This window comes from Curtobacterium sp. VKM Ac-2884, assembly GCF_015350945.1.
Classification (GTDB): domain Bacteria; phylum Actinomycetota; class Actinomycetes; order Actinomycetales; family Microbacteriaceae; genus Curtobacterium.
Map to the genome: position 1 here is coordinate 144,765 of NZ_JADKSA010000004.1, position 16,802 is coordinate 161,566.

The window sequence follows — 16,802 nt, forward strand, 5'->3', positions numbered from 1 at the left end:
CCCTTCGCCCGCGACCACTCACTGGAAGTCCCGCGACCGCGTGCGCACGGACAGCGACAGGTGCTCGATCCGGTCCGCCACGAGGTTGACCACACCGTCGGGTGACCGCTCGAGGATGCCGCGGACGATCACGGCCGGGGACTCCCGGGCGACCCGGCGGTAGCGTCCCCACACCCCGACGCTGCAGATGACGTTGACCAGCCCGGTCTCGTCCTCGACGTTCATGAACGTGATCCCCGACGCCGTCGCCGGACGCTGCCGATGCGTGACGATCCCGCCGATCTCGACCCGCCGCCCGGTCTCGGCGGTCGCGGTGTCCTGCACACTGAGCACCCGGCGGGCGGCGAGCCGGTCGCGCACGTGCCGGACGGGGTGGTCGTCGGTCGTCATGCCCGTCGACCACATGTCGGCGATCAGGACGTCGCCGCTCGTCATCTGCCCGAACAGCGGCGGTTGGACGACGACCTGCGTGTCCGGCAGCTGGTCGGCGCGCTCCGCAGCGGCCTGCGCCGCCGACCACATCGCACCGCGGCGGTCGATGTCGAACGGGGCGAAGGCGTCGGCAGCGGCGAGCGCCTCGAGCTGCGCCGTCGTCAGCCCCACCCGGCGGGCCAGGTCGGACATGTCGACGAAGGGGCCGTTCGCGTCACGCTCGGCAACGATCTTCTCGGCGCTCCTCCGGCTGAGCGAGGCGACCTCGGCGAGTCCGAGCCGGACCGCGAACGCGCCGTCGCGGCGGTGCCGTGCGGTGTCGTCGGGCAGTGCCTTGTCGAAGGGCAGCACCGGCGGCTGCTCGGTGTGCAGGCAGGCGTCGTCACCGCACGGGGGCACCACCTGGTCGTCGCCGAGCGGTTCGAGCGTCGCGTCGACACCCGAGCGCAGGATGTCCGGTCGGAGCACCTGGACGCCGTGCCGACGGGCGTCGGCGACCAGGGTCTGCGGTGAGTAGAACCCCATCGGCTGCGCGCGGAGCAGCGCGGCCAGGAACGCCCCCGGGTAGTGCAGGCGCATCCAGGCGCTCGCGTAGACGATCAGGGCGAAGCTGATCGAGTGGCTCTCCGCGAAGCCGAAGTTCGCGAACGCCTGGATCTTCGCGTAGATCGCGTCGGCGTCCTCGCCGTGGATGCCGTTGTCCGACATGCCCGCGTAGAGCTTGTCGCGCAGCCGGTCGATCTTCTCGTGGCCGCGCTTCGACCCCATCGCGCGCCGCAGCAGGTCGGCGTCGTCGCCCGAGCAGTTGCCGACCGCGATCGCCATCTGCATGAGCTGCTCCTGGAACAGCGGCACCCCGAGGGTGCGTTCGAGCACCGGTTCGAGTGACGGGTGGATGTACGTGATCGGTTCCTCGCCGGTCCGACGCCGGATGTAGGGGTGCACGGCACCGCCCTGGATCGGGCCGGGGCGGACGAGGGCGACCTCGATCACCAGGTCGTAGAACCGCCGTGGGAGCAGCCGGGGCAGGGTGCCCATCTGCGCACGGGACTCCACCTGGAACACCCCGATGGTGTCGGCTCGGCAGAGCTGGTCGTAGACGCCCTGTTCCTCCTTCGGCATGGAGTGCATCTCCCAGCGCTCCCCGCAGTGCTCCGCTGCGAGGTCGAACGAGTACTGCAGCGCCGCGAGCATGCCGAGGCCGAGCATGTCGAACTTCACGAGCCCCATGAAGGCGCAGTCGTCCTTGTCCCACTGCAGCACCGTGCGGCCGTCCATCCGCGCGTGCTCGATCGGCACGACCTCGCCCACCGGCCGGTCGGTGAGCACCATGCCGCCCGAGTGGATGCCGAGGTGGCGCGGGAAGCCCAGGACGTCGCTCGCCAGCCCGACGACGGCCGGCGGGATGTCGTGGTCCTGGCTCTCGGTCACCGAGCCCCACCGCTCGACCTGCTTCGACCAGGCGTCCTGCTGCCCCGGGCTGTGGCCGAGGGCCTTCGCCATGTCGCGGACGGCACCCTTCGGGCGGTACGTGATGACGTTCGCGACCTGGGCGGCGTTGTACCGGCCGTACTTCTCGTAGACGTACTGGATCACCTCTTCGCGGCGGTCCGAGTCGAAGTCGACGTCGATGTCGGGCTCTTCGTCGCGCATCGCCGACAGGAACCGCTCGAACGGCAGGCCGTAGCGGATCGAGTCCACCGCGGTGATCTCGAGCAGGTAGCAGACCGCGGAGTTCGCGGCGGAGCCCCGCCCCTGGCAGAGGATCCCCCGGCCGCGGGCGTACTGCACCATGTCGCGCACGATCAGGAAGTAGCCGGGGAAGTTCTTGTCCTCGATCACCGCGAGCTCGCGTTCGATGCGCTCGCGCTTCTGCGGGTCCACCCCGTCGGCGCTGCCGGGGTAGAGCCGACGTGCACCCGTCCAGGTGAGTTCCCGCAACCAGGACATCGCGGTGTGGCCGTCCGGCACGTCGAGGTCGGGCAGCCCGGGCTTGACCGTGCGGAGCCGGAACCCGAGCTCGTCGGCCAGCGTGACGGTGTTCTCGATCGCCCCCGGGTACCGCCCGAACCGCCGGGTCATCTCGGCGCCGGAGCGCAGGTGCGCGGTGTCGGCGGCCGGCAGCCACCCGTCGATCTCGTCGAGGCTGCGCCGGGCCCGCACCGCAGCCAGCGCCGTCGCCACCGGGAACCGGTCCGGGGTTGCGTAGTGGACGTTGCCGGTCGCGACCAGGGGCAGCGTGTACCGCTCGGCGAGGGTCGCGAGCACGTCGTTCCGGGCGCTGTCGAGCGGGTCGCCGTGGTCGAGGAGCTCCACCACGACGTTGCCGCCGCCGAAGCGGTCGAGCAGCATGCGCAGCGCGGTCTCCGCCGCGGACTCCCCACCCTGCTCGAGCGCCTGCCGCACGGTGCCCTTCCGGCACCCGGTGAGCACCCGCCAGTGTCCGTCGGCCCGCCCCGCGAGCTCGTCGAGGTCGTAGCGCGGGCTGCCCTTCTCGGACCCGGCCGCGAGGTGCGCACTCGTCACCGCGCCCGCGAGCCGGTGGTAGCCGTCCTGCCCGTCGGCGAGCAGGAGCAGGTGGGAGCCCTCGGGATCGGGGACGCCGTTCTGCGGTTCGGTCAGGCCCAGCGAGAGCTCGGTGCCGTAGACGGTGCCGACCTGCGGGTACGCCTCGGCGACCTCGGCCATCCGGGCAGCACCGTAGAAGCCGTCGTGGTCGGTGAGGGCGAGGGCGTGCAGGCGCAGCCGTGCGGCTTCCTCGAACAGCTGCTCGGGCTGGCTGGCGCCGTCGAGGAAGCTGAAGGCCGAGTGCGCGTGCAGCTCGGCGTACGGCACGACCGGAGCGCCGTCGTCCGCAGCCGCCGGCTGGTCCGTGGGCACGTACGGCTCGCGCTTGCGCGACCACGCCGGGCTGTCCCCGCCGTCGCCGGCCTTCGACGTCCCCGGGCTGCGCTTGTCCGACAGGGCGCGTTCGAACTGCGACCACGGCACGGGTGGGTTGCTGTAGCCCATCAGGTCCTGCTCCTGGATCGGTTCACGTGGCGATCGCCTCCGCCCACCACCGGTGGTCCGCCAGCACCAGGTACCAGGCACGACCCTCGGCGTCGACGAGCTGCAGCCGGTGCAGTCGTCGACCGCCGGACTCCCACCAGCGCACGACGAGCGGCCAGGGGCCGGCCCAGGCCGTGACGGGTGCGAACCCGCCACCCCGGTCCCCCTCGGCGCGGAAACGTTCGGGCGCGCCGGACAGCACGCCGCGGTCGTCGACGTCGACGCTCGCGCCGTCGCGTGAGACGACGTCGACCGGCCGGGGACGCTCGAGGACGGTGGCGGGCGGCGGCCCGGGCAGTTTGCCGGGCCACGGTCGGTCGCGCACGGTGGCCAGGGCACGCTCGCCGCCGGGCGGGGCGTCGCCCCACGGCACGAGCACCACCCGCTCGGACAGGGTCCGACCACCACCGACTCGCGGGCTCACCACCCCGTCGTGCCCGACCATGCCCTGGATCCGGGCCAGCCCGTGGTGCACGCGCTCGTCCGGCCCGGAGCCCCAGAGTCCGCGTTCGTGGTTCGCCATGTCGTCGACGGCGACCGGCTCGAGCACGACCGAGGTGACCGGGGCCTCGAGCCCGGTCGGGTCGACCCCGCCGGCGAGCTGCCACCGCACCCGGTCGACGACGTCGGCGGCGTCGAACCAGCGGGGGTGTGCCCACGTGCGTTCGAGCAGGATGTCCCGCTCGTCGACGATCCCCACCCGGATGGTCGTCGCGACCAGCCCAGCGGCGCGGAGGCGTGCGGCGAAGTCGTCGGCGGAGCGCCGGAACGCGAACGCGATCTGGTCGGCGCGGTCGAGCGGGGGCTCGAAGGCGGCCTCGATCCGGAGCTCGGGCGGGATCGCGCGTGCCGAGATCTCCCGCGGGTCGCGTCCGCCGGCCAGCCGGTGCAGGAACGCTCCGGCGACCCCGAACCGGTCGCGGACCTGCTCGTCGCTGAGCGACGCGAAATCGCCCAGCGTGGTGATGCCGAGCCGGTCGAGCACCGTCGCGAGCTCGGGATCGCCGAGCACACCGAGGGGCAGGGCCGCCAGGAAGTCCGACGAGCCGGAGACCGGCACGATCCGCACCCGTTCGCCGGGACGCACCGGTCGGGCCCGTGCTGCCTGCTCCGCCGCGAACGGGGTGTCCGCCACACCGGCCCGCACCGCCGGGGCACCGTGGTCGGCCGCGATCCCCGCCAGGGTCGCCGCGGCCGCCCGCTCGCCGCCGTAGTACCGCGCCGGTCCCCGGGCACGCAGGGCGAGGGTGCCGGGACGCAGTACCTCGACCCCGGGGACGGCCGCCTCGACCGCGCGGATGACGGGTTCGAACGCGCGGTGGTCGAGCGCGTCGTCGTAGGGGTGCACGACGAGCTCCGGGCAGCGCGCCTGCGCCTCGCGCACCCGGAGGCCCCGGACGACGCCGTGCTGCCGTGCGGACGCGGAGCTCGCGAACACCAGGCCCTTCGCGACCACGGCGAAGGGCTGCTCCGGCGGTGCCCCGGCCGCGCGGGCCGCCGCGATCACGGGCCAGTCCGGGCACCAGAGCACGATGGTCCGGGTCGGTGGCGGCTCGGGCAGCGCCCCGCCGCGGGCGATCGCGTCGGCCCGGACACGCCCCGGCGCGATCACGACGCCACCGCCACGCACAGCAGCACCGCGGCGGTCACGATGCCACCGCCACGGGCCGCAGCACCCGGGTGTCGCCGGACCCCACCGACGGCACGAGGGTCGCCGTCCGGACCGTGCCGTCGGCCGCGGGCAGGAGGAGCTCGGCGCTCGTGGGGCGCACCGCACCCGCACGGCCGGTCGCCGTCACGGTGGCGCGACGCTCGGTCAGGTGCCCGTGGCCCTGCCCGATGCCGCTCCACACCGACGACGTGATCCGCAGCGTGACGTCGGCACCGGGCCAGGACCCGAGCGCGACGAGGGCACCGCCGCGTTGCCGGAGCCGTGCAGACAGCCGGGCGACGTCACCCGGCACGACCCGGCCGAGCGGTCGGGTGAGGACGATCTGGGCGACGTCCGCCATCGCCGCGGTCACCGCGAGCCACTGGTCGCCCGGATCGGGGACGAGCACGAGCCGCTCGAGGTCGATCCCCGCGGCGGCCGCGGCCTCGATCCCGAAGGACGGCACCCCGACGACCGCGCACCACGCACCGGCCGCCGAGGCCGCCTGCAGCATGGTGATCGCGAGCAGCACCGACTCGGGGACGGCGTAGGTGCCGCCGACCCGGATCGCACCGCCGGGCAGCAGCGGCTCGAGAGCGGAGGCGGTCGGGAGCCCAGCGGTGTCGACGCGGGTGGACTCCATGTCGGTGACCCGGGACCGCAGGGACGTGATGCGGTCGAGCGCCGCCCGGGCGTCACCGAGGTGGTCCGCAGCGCCCGCGCCGCCCCCACGGGCAGCACCCGCGCCCCCGCGCGCAGCACCCGAACCCCCGCGCGCAGCACCACCCCGCCCGGCCCGGTCCGGGCCGGGCGACCGGAGTGCCGCCGCCGTCTGCATGCCCTCATATTCGAACATGTGTTCGATGATGTCAATCGCGTCCGACATCCGTGGACAATCGGGTCGAACGCGTGTTCGGTCAGCTCACCACGTCGCCACCGCACCGACCGCGCCGAGCACGGACCGCGTCTTCGTCACGACCTCGTCCGCCTCGTCCGCCGCCACCGACGACCACGTCACCGCTCCCCCGGCCCCGAGCGTCCGCGACCGGATCTCGACCGGGCCCACCCCGTCCGGTGCGTCCACCACCGTCACCAGTGTCCGGATGGCCACCGACAGGTCGACCGCCCCGCTCGCCGAGAAGTACCCGATCGTCCCCGAGTACACCCCGCGCGGCGCGCCCTCGAGCCGGGCGGCGATCGCCATCGCGCTGATCTTCGGCGCACCGGTCATCGACCCCGGTGGGAACGCCGCCCGCACCACGTCCGCCGGCGACGTCCCCGACGGCAGCACGGCACCGATCGTCGAGACCATCTGGTGCACGCTCGCGTAGGTCTCGACCGCGCACAGCCGCTCGACGTGCACCGACCCGGGGATCGCCGTCCGCAGCAGGTCGTTCCGCAGCAGGTCCACGATCATCACGTTCTCGGCACGGTCCTTGGCACTCACCGCGAGTTCGTCCCGCACGGCCGCGTCGGCGACGGCGTCGGCGAGTCGTCGCCGCGTGCCCTTGATCGGTTCCGCCAGCACGGTCCCGTCCGCGGCGATCCGCAGGAACCGCTCCGGCGACCGGCTCGCCACGCGCAGCGGGCCGAGCCGCAGGTACGCGCCGAACGGGACGGGGTCCGACGCCCGCATCCGCATGTAGTCGTACAGGTGCGGGTCGGACAGGTGCGGGTCGGACAGGTGCGGGTCGGACAGGTGCGGGTCGGACAGGTGCGGGTCCGTGCCGGGGCCGACCCGGGCCTCCCGGTCCCCGCCCGGCACGGAGAAGGAGGTGGTGAGACAGACCTGGAACGCGTTGCCCTCGCGGATCTCGGCGCGGCACGCGTCGACGGCGCGTTCGTGGTCGGCTCGCGACGTGCGTCCGACCGCTGACGACACCCCGGCCGGGAGGCCCGTGGCCGCGTCCGCCACGTCGGCCGGCGACGGCGACCCGGTCACCGTCTCGAGCCACGCGCGGTTCTGCGCGCTGGCCGCCGGCTCCGCGTCGGCGACGAGCGTCAGCGCCCAGGCGCCGCCGGTGTGGTCGACGACCACGGCGCGGTCCACGAACCGCAGGTCGGCGTCGGCGTGCCCGTCGGCGGTCCGGTCCGGGCCGCCGGACTCGCGACCGAGCTCGTACCCGAGGAACCCGACCCAGCCGAGCGCGAAGCCGCAGCCGACGATCGGCTCGGGCAGTTGCGGCGTCCGCGCGAGGAGGTCGGCCAGCACGGCGAAGGCCGGGCGGTCGTCGGAGGACGACGGACCGAACCAGTCGGCGGCGGGCGCGGCGACCTCGACGGACGCCTGCCGGTCCTGGTGGCGGAACCGGGCCACGAACGGTCCGTCCGTCCACGTCAGCACCGACCATCGCGCCCGTGGTCGAGCGGCCTCCGGTGCGCCGTCCGGCAGCGCGGAGTCGAGCCACACGAGGTCGCCGTCGGCCGCGGCGGCCAGTGCGCCGAGATCGGGGACCGGATCGAGCCGGCGGACCTCGATGCGGGCGCCGGCCGACGGACCGGTCAGATCGCGGAGATCGTCCATGCGGCGGCGTGGGACGCACCGGCGGCGAGCACCACGAGACCACGGTCGACACCGTCGTTGAAGGCGTCGGGGGCGCACGTCATCGGCTCGACCGCCAGCCCGGCGCGGTGGTACTCGGGGACGACGTGGTCGGCCGTGTGCACCTGCACCCACGGGCACTCCGGACCGAAGGTCGCGCGGACACCCCGGCCGTCCGCCGCGGTCAGGGCGATGGTCGCGGCCCCGTCGGCGTCGCGGTCGAAGCCCGTGAAGGCGTGGTCGATGAACCGGTCGCCGATGCGTGTGGCGGTGCGCAGGTCGAACTCGTCGTGCACGGGGACCAGGTCGGTCGGGATCAGCCGGTCCGGCGTGACCTCGAGCACCTCGGCCGCGGGCAGGGTGAGGGTCCAGTCGTCGACCGTGCCGGCGCCGGCGACCAGGTACGGGTGCGGGCCGGTCCCCCACGGGGCGTCGTCCGCGCCGGAGTTCGTGCCGGTGATCGTGGTGTGCAGCCCGGCGTCGTCCAGCCGGTACTCGACCAGGATCTCGACGCGGTACGGGTAGCCTGCCTGGGCCTGCACGGTGGTGGCGAGCACCACGCGGTCGGGCTCCTGCGCCTCCACCCGGAAGTCGGTCCAGGCGACCAGTCCGTGCAGAGCGTGGTGCCGTGCCGGTTCGGTGAGCGCGAGCTCGTGGTCGACACCGCCGAACGAGTACTCGCCGTCGACGACGCGGTTCGGCCACGGAGCGAGGACGGCACCGCGAAACGCCGGACGGACCTCGTCGACGTCGAACGGCACGATCAGGTCGCGACCCTCGTGCCGCAGGGTCCGGAGCGTCGCACCGACCGTGGCGATGTCGGCCGTGTACCCGGCGGCGGAGATCGTCAGCGGGGTTCCGGACAGCGGCGCATCGTTGCTCATGCGCTCAGCGTATCGGGCACGTGCGGCCACCCGCACCACGAGAAAACCCCCGCCGTTCCGGGGAACGACGGGGGTTGTCGGTGGATCTGAGGGGACTCGAACCCCTGACCCCCTGCATGCCATGCAGGTGCGCTACCAGCTGCGCCACAGACCCAGATTGTGTTGCTTCCGTGCCGACCGGTTCCCCGGAGGCACCATAGAAGCTTACACCATGCGAACGCCGGGCAACGAAATCGAAGCCGTCACCCGGGCGCGTCGCTGATCAGGCGGTGTGGTCCACCGGGAGCTCGAGCGGGATGGTCGGGCAGTCTGCCCAGAGCCGCTCGAGCGAGTAGTACTGACGGTCCTCGTCGTGGAAGACGTGCACCACGATGTCGCCGACGTCGATGAGGACCCAGCGGCCCTCGCTCCGGCCTTCGCGGCGGAGGGTCTTGGCGCCGAGCTCGAGGAGGCGCTCCTCGACCGCATCGGCGATGGACTGCACGTTGCGCTCGTTCCGACCGGTTGCGAGCAGGAACACGTCCGTGAGCTGCAACGGCCCGGTCACATCGAGCGCGACGAGGTCCTCGGCCTGCTTGGCGTCCGCCGCGAGAGCGGCGGCCTGCACGAGTTCCAGTGCGCGAGTGGAGGCGGTCACGGATTCCTTCCGGTCGTCGACCCGGCAGGGAGCCGGATCGCTTGATGGGTCACGATCATAAGCCACCCCGCCGACAGCGGCCAGGCCGGGGGCGGCGGGGTGGTGCAGGACGGACGTCAGGGACGGCAGCGTCAGCCGCCCATGTGGGTGGTGAGCAGAGCGGTGATGATGACACCTGCCGCTGCCAGTCCGACCGCGCCGACCGTGACACCGAGGATGAGCGGCGTGCGCGACTCCTTCGGCTTCGCGGCGGCGAGGACGACCTGGCGGGTCGAGGTGTGGCTGGACACCGCGCGGCTGGCGCGCACCGGGCTGGCGTCGGTCTCGGGCTGCTCGTCGTGCTGCTCGAGCAGGCGGTCGACCTCGGCACCGTCGATCGGTCGGTGCGACCCCGTCGAGGACAGCGACGCGGGCAGGTCGATGGACCCTGTGAGGATCACCTCGCCCGTCGCGTTCAGCGCTCCGGTCGGGTCGGCCAGGGCCGAGTTCGGCAGGATGATCGCGTTGGTGTCGGTGACCGCGATCCGGCGGGTGCCGGTCGAGTCGTCGTGCACCTCGGCGTCGTTCGAGCCGTGCGCCTGCTGCGACCAGTGCCCGACGGGCGGCTCGAAGGCCGTCGTCATCGGCTTCGGCTCGGCCGGCCGCTGGAAGGACGCGGGGACCTTCGGAGGGTCGGTCCGTGCGGGCTCCGGGATCGGCACCTCGTTGGTGTCGTCGTCGGTGTCGTCGTCCTCAGGGTCGAGCGACAGCGGGAACACCGCCGGGGTCGACGGCGCACCGTCGGGGATCCCCGGGAGCGACGTGGCCGAGGGGTGCTCGGGCGCAGCGACGTCGACCGGTGCGTCTGGAGCGATCGCGTCGGTGCTGGTCTGGTCGGCGCTCGCCTGGCCGGTGCTCGTCTGGCCGGTACTCGTCTGGTCGCTGGACGTCGAGGCGGGAGCCGCGTCGGTGGACCCGGCCCCGGGCTGTGCGTCGGATGCGTCGTCGCCGTCATCGGCGGGCGGCGACCACGTCGACCGGTGGCGCCGGGGCTCCTCGGCGTGCGCAGCGGCTTCGTCGAGCGGCTCGAGGGCGTCGGGGGAACCGTCGGCCTCGGTGGCCTGGGCGACCGCTGCCTCGTCGAGCACGGTGGGGGTCTCGGAACCGGACGGCTCGTCCGCGGCGCGTGGGGCCGAGGCCGGCTCGATGGTGTCGACCGAGCCGAGGACGTCCTCGACGGTGCGGTCGGAGGACTGCGGCGTGGGGTTCTGCAGCGGGACCGGCAGTACCGCCTGGTCCTGGGCGGCGCGCTGCTGGCGGATCTGGCGGCGGGTGAGGCCACCGCTGCCGGGCACGATCTCGGTCGCCGAGGCCGGCGGGAACGGCGACACCCCGGCTGCGGGGACCGACGTCACCGGCACGGAGGGCGCCGAGGCCGGCGTGCCCGTCGGTGCCGGCGTGCCCGTCGGTGCCGACGAGCCCGTCGCGGCGGACGCCGGGGCAGAGGACTGGGTCGGACCGCCGGGGGCGGGTGCCACGTGCGAACCGGGTCGCGGACGGGGGTCCGTGGACTCGGCGGGGGCGGCGACGGTCGGCGGCGGCGTCGCGGGCTGCGAACCGGCTGCTGCGGCACGCTCCCGCTCGCGCGCCTGGCGCCGCGACAGGGGCGGCTGCGCGTCGGACGAACTCATGCAACGCTCCGATACAGGTGGTGCTTGGAGATGTACTGGACGACCCCGTCGGGGACCAGGTACCAGACGGGGGAACCACGTCTCACCCGGTCGCGGCAGTCGGTCGACGAGATGGCCAGTGCGGGGACTTCGAGCAAGCTTACGTCTCGCTCGGGGAGTCCACTGATGCTCAGGTCGTGTCCCGGACGCGTCACGGCGACGAAGTGCGCGAGGTCCCAGAGACCATCATGGTCTTTCCAGTCGACAATCTGCTGAACGGCGTCTGCGCCCGAGATGAAGACGAGCTGCGCGTCGGGCCGCTGCTCGTGCAGGTCGCGGAGCGTGTCGACCGTGTACGTCGGGCCGGGGCGGTCGATGTCGACGCGACTCACCGTGAACATCGGGTTGGACGCGGTCGCGATGACCGTCATCAGGTAGCGGTGCTCGGCATCCGTGACGCCGGACTTCATGTACGGCTGACCGGTGGGGACGAACACGACCTCGTCCAGGTCGAACGCCCGAGCGACCTCGGACGCCGCGACGAGGTGACCGTGGTGGATGGGGTCGAACGTGCCGCCCATCACCCCGATGCGCGGTCGTCCGGTGCTCTCGAGCATCGCGTGCAGATCAGCTCTTGGTGTGACCGAACTCGTCGACACCCGTCTCGTGGTGGCGGGTGGCCTCGAACTTCTGCGAGTGACGGTAGGCCACGTCGCGGAAGCTCCAGGTGACGAAGCCCAGGAAGACGAAGAACAGCGCGCCGACGAGCGGGAACACGAACGCCGGGGCCCCGGAGGCGTGCTCCGCAGCTTCTGCGAGGAAGGTCATCGTTCGGTGCTCCGTTCGGTCGGGGAAAGACGCCGTTCAGTCTAGCCGCGGATCTGGCCGTTCCCGCGCACGATCCACTTGGTGCTCGTGAGCTCCGGCAACCCCATCGGGCCACGCGCGTGCAGCTTCTGGGTCGAGATGCCCACCTCGGCGCCGAAGCCGAACTCCCCGCCGTCGGTGAAGCGCGTCGACGCGTTCACCATCACGACCGCCGAGTCGACCGTCGCCAGGAACCGCTCGGCCGTGTCGACGTCGTTCGTGACGATCGACTCGGTGTGGTGGGTGGACCAGCGCGCGATGTGCGCGATCGCGGCGTCGACGTCCGGCACGACGCGGATCGACAGGTCGAGGTCCATCGACTCGGTCGCCCAGTCCTCGTCGGTGGCGCGCAGCACGCCCGGCACGATCGTCCGCGTGGCGTCGTCGCCGCGCAGCGTGACACCGGAGGCGCGGAGCCGGTCCGCGAGCACGGGCAGCAGCCGCTCGGCAGCCTGCTCGTGCACCAGCAGCGTCTCGAGGGCGTTGCAGACGCTCGGCCGCTGCACCTTGCTGTTCAGGACGATGTCGACGGCGCGCTGTTCGGGCGCCGATGCGTCGAGGAACACGTGCACCACGCCGGCACCGGTCTCGATCACGGGGACCTGCGACTCGGTGACGACGGTCTGGATGAGCGAGGCGCTGCCGCGTGGGATGAGCACGTCGACCAGGCCGCGGGCGCGCATGAGCTCGGTGGCACCGGCACGGCCGAACTCGTCGATGGTCTGCACGAGCTCGCGCGGCAGGCCGACCGACTCGACGGCGTCCTGGATGCGGGCCACGAGCACGGCGTTCGTCCGCTGGGCCGCCGAACCCCCGCGGAGCACGACCGCGTTGCCGGACTTCAGCGCGAGCGAGGCGATGTCGACCGTGACGTTCGGTCGTGCCTCGTAGATGGCGCCGACGACCCCGAACGGCACCCGCACCTGGGTGAGCTGCAGGCCGTTCGGCAGGAGCGAGCCCCGCAGGTGCTCCCCCACCGGGTCCTGCAGGCCGACGACGTCCTCGACCGCGGCGGCCAGCGCCTCGATGCGTGCGGGGTCGAGCCGGAGACGGTCGACGAGGCCGGAGGACAGACCGCTCTCCTCGCCCGCGACCAGGTCACCGTGGTTCGCGGCGACGATCTCGTCGGTGGCGGCGCGGACCCCGGCAGCGATCGCCACGAGGGCGGCGTCCTTGACCGCCGTCGTCGCGGTCGCCAGCGCCGACGAGGCGGTCCGAGCAGCCACGAGCGTGTCGGTCAGGGTCGGGGCGGGCGCGATCGACGACATGGACCGATTCTAGGTCCGACGCGAGCCCGTGTGACGGACGGGGTCCGGGCCTCCCGGCAGCCGTCGACGACCCGTGTCAGGGACGCGGCGCGGCGTGGAACCAGGTGCCGACGTGCTCGCCCGACAGGGCGCGGTCGACGAGGGCCGTGGCGGTCACCAGGACCGACGTGCCCGCCTCGGCCGCGAGCCGTGCAGCCGCGACCTTGGTGCCTGCTCCCCCGGTCCCCACGCCGGACTTGCCGACGGAGCCGAAGGTGACGCCGGCGAGCTCGTCGCCGAACGGTACCTCGTCGATGCGCTCGGCACCGGGCTGCTCGGGCGGCCTCGTGTACAGGGCCTCGACGTCCGACAGCAGCACCAGGGCGTCGGCACCGAGCAGCCGAGCCACCAGGGCGGCGAGCCGGTCGTTGTCACCGAAGCGGATCTCGTGCGTGGCGACCGTGTCGTTCTCGTTCACGATCGGCAGCACCCGCAGGGCGAGCAGCCGGTCGATGGCGCGCTGTGCGTTGACCCGGTGCGTCGGGTTCTGCAGGTCGCCGGCGGTCAGCAGGATCTGCGCCGCGACGACCCGGTGCCGGTCGAGTTCCTTCTGGTACCGGAACATCAGGACGTTCTGGCCGGTGGCCGCGGCGGCCTGCTGCGTGGCGAGGTCGTCGGGACGGCCGTCGAGCCCGAGGAACGGGAACCCGGTCGCGATCGCACCGGACGACACGAGCACGACCTCGGTGCCGCGGCCGTAGGCGCTGGCCAGGGCGTCCACCAGCGGACCGATCTGGCCGGCGGCGTCACCGCTGACCGACGACGAGCCGACCTTGACCACGATCCGCCGCGCACGCGGGATGTCCTCTCGCCGGGTGACGGGTCCGAGGTCGGTGCGGGCGGTCGTGTCGGTCATGCCGCGGTCAGTCCTTCTGGTCGCTGGTCTCGAAGCCGCCGGCCTCGACGCCGGTCTCGGCGTCGCCGGCCTCGACGCCGGTCTCGGCGTCGGTCTCGGCGTCGCCGGCCTCGACGCCGGTCTCGGCGTCGCCGGCCTCGACGCCGGTCTCGGCGTCGCCGGTCTCGAGGTCGTCGCTGGTGACGACCTCGTCGTTCACCCAGAGGCCGGAGACACGCTCCTGTTCGAGCTCGGCACGGGCGGCGGCCTTGGCGTCCATCCGCTCGAAGTACTCCTCGCGACGCTCGTTGCGGGTCGGACGCGAGGTCGCACCGATGCGGGCGTCGGTCCCGCGCGCGCTCGTGATGAGCTCCGCGGTGGACGTGAGCGTCGGCTCCCAGTCGAAGACCATGCCGCCGTCGCCACCGATCACGACCGTCGAACCGGCGACCGCGCCGGCCTTGAACAGGCCGTCCTCGACGCCGAGCTTCGCGAGCCGGTCGGCCAGGAAGCCGATCGCCTCTTCGTTGGTGAAGTCGGTCTGCTGGATCCAGCGCTCCGGCTTCGCGCCGCGGACGCGGAAGAAGCGGTGCTCCTCGCCGCCCTCGGCACGGACCGTGAAGCCCTGGTCGTTGACGGCCCGGGGGCGGATGACGATGCGCTCGACGACGGGCTCGGCCGCGCGCTTGGCACGACCCTGCTCGACGACCTCGGCCAACGCGAAGGTCAGCTCACGCAGACCCTTGTGCGACGCCGTGGAGATCGGGAACACGCGGTAGCCGCGGCCCTCGAGCTCGGCGGTGACGAACTCGGCGAGCTCGGCGGCGTCCGGCACGTCGATCTTGTTGAGCGCGATGAGCTGCGGACGCTCGAGCAGCGGCACCTGGCCCTCGGGGACCGGGTAGCGCTCGAGCTCGCCGAGGATGACGTCGAGGTCGCTGATCGGGTCGCGGCCCGGGTCCATCGTCGCGCAGTCGATGACGTGCAGCAGGGCTTCGCAGCGCTCGACGTGCCGCAGGAACTCGAGGCCGAGGCCCTTGCCCTCGGACGCACCCTCGATCAGCCCGGGGACGTCCGCGACCGTGAAGCGGCTCTCGCCCGACTCGACGACACCGAGGTTCGGGGTGAGCGTGGTGAAGGGGTAGTCGGCGATCTTCGGCTTCGCGGCCGAGATCGCGGCGATGAGCGAGGACTTGCCGGCGCTCGGGAACCCGACGAGGGCGACGTCGGCGATGGTCTTCAGCTCGAGGCTGATGTCACCCGCCCAGCCCTCGGTGCCGAGGAGCGCGAAGCCGGGGGCCTTGCGCTTGGTGGTGGAGAGCGCCGCGTTGCCGAGGCCGCCCTGTCCACCGGGGGCCACGACGACGCGCATGCCGGGCTCGGTCAGGTCGGCGATGACCTCGCCGGCCTCGTCGTACACGACGGTGCCGATCGGGAGCGGGAGCTCCTGGACCTCGCCGCTGACGCCGCTGCGGTGGTCGCCCATGCCCGGCTGCCCGTTCTTGGACGAACGGTGCGGGGAGCGGTGGTAGCCGAGCAGCGTGGTGACCTGCGGGTCGGCCACGAGCACGATGTCGCCGCCGTCACCGCCGTTGCCGCCGTCGGGCCCGGCGAGGGGCTTGAACTTCTCACGGCGGACCGAGACGCAACCGTTGCCGCCCTTCCCCGCGCTGAGGTGCAGGGTCACGCGGTCGACGAAGGTCGCCATGGTTCCACTCCTGGAAGATCGTTGCGCCGACGCGGTGCGTCAGCGCGTTGTGCCGACGTGATCCGTCGGCGCGTCGTGCCGACGTGATCCGTCGGCGGGAAAAGCGAAGGAGGGGCGGGCACTCGGCCCGCCCCTCCCGCTGAAGCTGATCGTCGCGACTACGCGTTGACGATGTTGATGACCTTGCGGCCACCCTTGGTGCCGAACTCGACCGAACCGGCCGAGAGGGCGAACAGCGTGTCGTCGCCACCGCGGCCGACGTTGGCGCCCGGGTGGAAGTGGGTGCCACGCTGGCGGATGATGATCTCACCGGCGTTGACGACCTCGCCACCGAAGCGCTTCACGCCGAGGCGCTGAGCGTTCGAGTCACGACCGTTGCGAGTGGAACTCGCACCCTTCTTGTGTGCCATGAGCTGACTCCCTTACGCGATCTTGGTGATCTTGACGCGGGTCAGTTCAGCGCGGAAACCCTGGCGCTTCTTGTACCCGGTCTTGTTCTTGAACTTCTGGATGATGACCTTCGGACCGCGCAGGTCGTCGAGCACCTCGGCGGTGACGGTCACGTTGACGAGCTCGGAAGCCGCCGACGTGATCTTGTCACCGTCCACGAGGAGCACGGGGGCGAGGTCGATGTTGCCCTTGTCGTCCGCCTTGACACGGTCGACGGTCAGGATGGTGCCGACCTCGACCTTTTCCTGACGGCCGCCGGCGCGCACTACTGCGTAAACCACGTGGAAATCCTTACGTAACTCTGCTTGAGGGAAGTCTCGGGTGCCCACTTCTGCACGAGCGGCTCCCGGAAGGCCGGGCCCGATCGGCGACGCAGGCAGAACGGCCCGCTGACACCAGGGATCGAGAATACTCGATCCCCATGGGTCCGGTCAAACGGCGACACACGTACGATTGCACGGTGACCGTGTTGATCGACCCACCGACGTGGCCCGCTCACGACACTCTGTGGTCGCACCTCGTCAGTGATGAATCCTACGCGGAACTCCACGCGTTCGCTGCACGCGCCGGTGTGCCGCGTCGTGCGTTCGACCACGACCACTACGACGTGCCGCTCGCGAAGTACGACGAACTGGTCGCCGCGGGGGCCTCTGCGGTGTCCGGCCGGGAGCTGGTGCTGCGGCTCATCCGCAGCGGCCTGCGCGTGGCGCAGCGCGACAAGCGCGCCCACTGACGCGCCGCGCGCGCACGGTGCGAGGTTCCCGACTCGGTGCGGGGTTCTCCCGACTC

Annotated in this window: 15 protein-coding genes and 1 tRNA gene; 1 reads left to right on the forward strand and 15 read right to left on the reverse strand. The window is 72.6% G+C overall.

Annotated elements, in window-relative coordinates:
* Positions 1-18: 18 nt before the first annotated feature.
* The 15 genes from ITJ60_RS12225 to rplU all read right to left on the reverse strand — a co-directional run bounded on the left by ITJ60_RS12225 (position 19) and on the right by rplU (position 16,294).
* Positions 19-3,444: an error-prone DNA polymerase gene (locus ITJ60_RS12225; protein ID WP_194648116.1), complete on the reverse strand. Its 3,426-nt coding sequence runs from the start codon at positions 3,442-3,444 to the stop codon at positions 19-21.
* A gap of 22 nt (positions 3,445-3,466) precedes the next feature.
* Entirely contained in the window at positions 3,467-5,095 is a 1,629-nt protein-coding gene (locus ITJ60_RS12230; RefSeq protein ID WP_194648117.1) for a DNA polymerase Y family protein, read from the reverse strand.
* 34 nt (positions 5,096-5,129) lie between these two features.
* Positions 5,130-5,990, reverse strand: coding sequence for a hypothetical protein (locus ITJ60_RS12235; protein WP_194648118.1), 861 nt, complete (start codon positions 5,988-5,990; stop codon positions 5,130-5,132).
* Between the two features lie 66 nt (positions 5,991-6,056).
* The gene (locus ITJ60_RS12240; protein WP_194648119.1) at positions 6,057-7,658 is read right to left on the reverse strand and encodes an anthranilate synthase component I family protein; all 1,602 of its coding nucleotides are present in this window, start codon (positions 7,656-7,658) and stop codon (positions 6,057-6,059) included.
* A complete protein-coding gene (locus ITJ60_RS12245; RefSeq protein WP_194648120.1) occupies positions 7,637-8,560 on the reverse strand; it encodes an aldose 1-epimerase family protein in 924 nt (307 codons plus the stop codon). Before ITJ60_RS12245 ends, ITJ60_RS12240 begins: the two co-directional genes overlap by 22 nt.
* A gap of 81 nt (positions 8,561-8,641) precedes the next feature.
* Positions 8,642-8,714: transfer RNA gene (locus ITJ60_RS12250), tRNA-Ala, on the reverse strand.
* Between the two features lie 108 nt (positions 8,715-8,822).
* Positions 8,823-9,197, reverse strand: a complete 375-nt coding sequence (gene rsfS, locus ITJ60_RS12255) for a ribosome silencing factor (RefSeq protein WP_111084542.1) — start codon at positions 9,195-9,197, stop codon at positions 8,823-8,825.
* Between the two features lie 131 nt (positions 9,198-9,328).
* Entirely contained in the window at positions 9,329-10,867 is a 1,539-nt protein-coding gene (locus tag ITJ60_RS12260) for a hypothetical protein (protein WP_194648121.1), read from the reverse strand.
* Positions 10,864-11,463: a nicotinate-nucleotide adenylyltransferase gene (gene nadD, locus ITJ60_RS12265; protein ID WP_111084540.1), complete on the reverse strand. Its 600-nt coding sequence runs from the start codon at positions 11,461-11,463 to the stop codon at positions 10,864-10,866. The genes ITJ60_RS12260 and nadD overlap by 4 nt, the downstream gene beginning before the upstream one ends.
* 10 nt (positions 11,464-11,473) lie before the next feature.
* A complete protein-coding gene (locus ITJ60_RS12270; protein ID WP_194648122.1) occupies positions 11,474-11,674 on the reverse strand; it encodes a hypothetical protein in 201 nt (66 codons plus the stop codon).
* A 41-nt stretch (positions 11,675-11,715) separates the two neighbouring features.
* Positions 11,716-12,981, reverse strand: coding sequence for a glutamate-5-semialdehyde dehydrogenase (locus tag ITJ60_RS12275; RefSeq protein WP_194648123.1), 1,266 nt, complete (start codon positions 12,979-12,981; stop codon positions 11,716-11,718).
* Positions 12,982-13,057: 76 nt separating this feature from the next.
* Positions 13,058-13,876: a glutamate 5-kinase gene (gene proB / locus ITJ60_RS12280; protein ID WP_228510185.1), complete on the reverse strand. Its 819-nt coding sequence runs from the start codon at positions 13,874-13,876 to the stop codon at positions 13,058-13,060.
* Between the two features lie 7 nt (positions 13,877-13,883).
* The gene (obgE, locus tag ITJ60_RS12285) at positions 13,884-15,563 is read right to left on the reverse strand and encodes a GTPase ObgE (RefSeq protein WP_228510187.1); all 1,680 of its coding nucleotides are present in this window, start codon (positions 15,561-15,563) and stop codon (positions 13,884-13,886) included.
* A 158-nt stretch (positions 15,564-15,721) separates the two neighbouring features.
* Positions 15,722-15,973: a 50S ribosomal protein L27 gene (rpmA, locus tag ITJ60_RS12290; RefSeq protein ID WP_071257351.1), complete on the reverse strand. Its 252-nt coding sequence runs from the start codon at positions 15,971-15,973 to the stop codon at positions 15,722-15,724.
* A gap of 12 nt (positions 15,974-15,985) precedes the next feature.
* Positions 15,986-16,294: a 50S ribosomal protein L21 gene (rplU, locus tag ITJ60_RS12295; RefSeq protein ID WP_111084536.1), complete on the reverse strand. Its 309-nt coding sequence runs from the start codon at positions 16,292-16,294 to the stop codon at positions 15,986-15,988.
* A gap of 179 nt (positions 16,295-16,473) precedes the next feature.
* Here rplU and ITJ60_RS12300 point away from each other — a divergent pair, with 179 nt between their 5' ends.
* A complete protein-coding gene (locus tag ITJ60_RS12300; RefSeq protein ID WP_123313478.1) occupies positions 16,474-16,746 on the forward strand; it encodes a DUF4031 domain-containing protein in 273 nt (90 codons plus the stop codon).
* The last annotated feature ends 56 nt before the right edge of the window (positions 16,747-16,802 follow it).